1 protein-coding gene is annotated in these 1,530 nt (G+C 76.9%); it reads right to left on the bottom strand.

The window, feature by feature from the left end; genetic code table 11:
- Positions 1 to 94 precede the first annotated feature (94 nt).
- Positions 95 to 1,327: a DUF6248 family natural product biosynthesis protein gene (locus tag GV126_RS32465; protein ID WP_159674544.1), complete on the bottom strand. Its 1,233-nt coding sequence runs from the start codon at positions 1,325 to 1,327 to the stop codon at positions 95 to 97.
- Positions 1,328 to 1,530: the final 203 nt, after the last annotated feature.

Genomic DNA, 1,530 nt, shown 5'->3' with positions numbered 1-1,530 from the left:
TGCGCGCGCACCCGGCCCTGGAGCAGGCCCGCCCGCACCCCCCTGCCCCCTCCGAGGGAGGGCCGGGGGGTGCGGGTGGGCGGAGCCCCCCGCGTCACCACAAAGTGGCCTGGAGGGCGCCTTCTTCGGGTGCCCGAACCGGCGTCGCGGCTGGCGCCGGAGCGGGCGCGGGCGTCGCCGGCGGATCGGCCGGAGCGGGTGCCTCCTTCGGCGCCGGACGGGCGGGAGTTGGGCCGTCCTTGGGGCAGGCGCACCGGCACCACCACACGCACGACTCTCCGCCGGGCCGCAGGATGAGCGGGGCGATGAATCGACCCTCCTGGTTGCGCACCCAGTCCCGGTTGTCGTCGACGTCCGGGCCGCCCTTCTGCCGGTGCACGCACAGATCGCACCGCCCGGAGAGGCAGTTCCAGCAGGTGCCCCGCTCGCACATGCTCCAGCGCGCGAAGCCATGCGGATACTTGCGCTCGATCTTCTGGAAGTGCTCGGGCCACACGTGCTCGCGCACCCACGCGCCCGCCTCCTCCGGCATGGGCGAGGGGTTGGGGACCGGGTCGGTGATGCCCATGATCAGAGCGCCTTGCAGGTTCAGCAGGGCCGTGTCCCGTACCCGCTCGCGCTCCTCATCGGTGAGCACCCGCTGGGGCCTCCGGATGACGGTGCGGATGTCGTGCGCAGGGCGCTGTTCGAGAGCGGTGCGCGGGGCGAACAGGCGCCGCAACAGGGGCTGGTCGGCGCGCACGGCGGCGGCCGCCGGCGGGGCAGCCTGGGCGGGCGCGGGAACGGCCGTAGGCTCCGCCGGGGATGCGTCGTCGGCGGGCTGCTGCTCGCCCTTGAAGTAGCGCCCCTCGGACAGCAGCGGGTAGCCGCCGCTGCGCTTGGGGAGCGGGGTGAGCTTGGCGTCTTTCGCTGCGGCCTCGGCGACGCCCTGGCGCTCGGCGCGCCCCAGGAGACGGGCCACTCGGCGTCCCTTCTGCGACTTCACGAGGCGGCGGCCGGAGCTGTCCAGGTGCACGTCCAGCAGTCCGGCCGCCCACAGTCCGGTCACCCGCGCGCGGGCCACGCGCTTGTTGACGTCCCAGCGGTCCGGGACACAGTCCAGGGCCCAGAACCCGTCGTCGTACTCGCGCAGTTCGGCGTGCTCGGCCCAGTGCAGCACGGTGCGCTGTGCGTCCGACAGCGGCCAGCGCTCCACCTCTGCGATCTCCTGCTCGGTGAGCACGTCGTCGGCCGGGCGGTGGGCCTCGTCGTAGTGCGCGAAGGCGGCGATCCGGGCGTCGCCCTTGTCGTCCCACTTGCCGGGCAGCGGGGCGCTGACGCCGGGCACGCATCGGCCGCACTCCAGCCCCCCGGGCCCCCCCGCCTGCCGCCGGGGCGCCTCCTATCCCCCCGCCCCCGGGCCGCGGGGGGGCCGGGGGCGCGCCGATGCGGCCCCGGCGCCGGCGCCCCGCCGCCCGCCCACCGGGGCGCCCAGGGCGGCGCCCCGACCCCCGCGCGCGCCCCCCGCCGCGCCGACCCCCGGCCGCCCGC

Source organism: Streptomyces mexicanus, assembly GCF_902506575.1.
In the GTDB taxonomy this organism is placed as follows: Bacteria; Actinomycetota; Actinomycetes; order Streptomycetales; family Streptomycetaceae; genus Streptomyces; species Streptomyces mexicanus.
The sequence above is the reverse complement of the archived record's forward strand: the minus strand, read 5'-3'. Positions and strand labels throughout refer to the sequence as shown.